1 protein-coding gene is annotated in these 372 nt (G+C 39.2%); it reads right to left on the bottom strand.

The window, feature by feature from the left end; genetic code table 11:
* Positions 1–22 precede the first annotated feature (22 nt).
* Positions 23–331, bottom strand: a complete 309-nt coding sequence (locus tag QTO00_RS20925) for a metalloregulator ArsR/SmtB family transcription factor (protein ID WP_331426416.1) — start codon at positions 329–331, stop codon at positions 23–25.
* Positions 332–372: the final 41 nt, after the last annotated feature.

The raw sequence follows: 372 nt of genomic DNA, 5'->3' as shown, positions 1-372 counted from the left end.
GCTCTTAGATTTATTAAAAATGTTAACTACAAAATGTAGATTGCAAATTGTGGATAAGCTGGACGACACGTTCATCGTCAAGCGAATAGAAAACTTGTTGCGACTCTTTACGAAATTTGATTAAGCCGTGCTTTCGCAAAACGGTCAGATGTTGAGAAAAAGCCGATTGACTCAACGTAGAGCTACTTTGTAGTGCGCTAACTCCAACTTCGCCTTCAGTCAATTGACACAACACCATAAGTCTCTCTGGATGTGCCATTACTTTTAATAGCTCAGCAGCTTCTACCGCATTGTTCTTCATTTGTGCGATGTTAACTGTTTGATCATTCATGGCTCGTCTCCAGTTCGTCGGTTAAATTAGATAATACTAAA

The organism is Vibrio sp. M260118 (assembly GCF_036533755.1).
GTDB lineage: Bacteria > Pseudomonadota > Gammaproteobacteria > Enterobacterales > Vibrionaceae > Vibrio.
The sequence above is the reverse complement of the archived record's forward strand: the minus strand, read 5'-3'. Positions and strand labels throughout refer to the sequence as shown.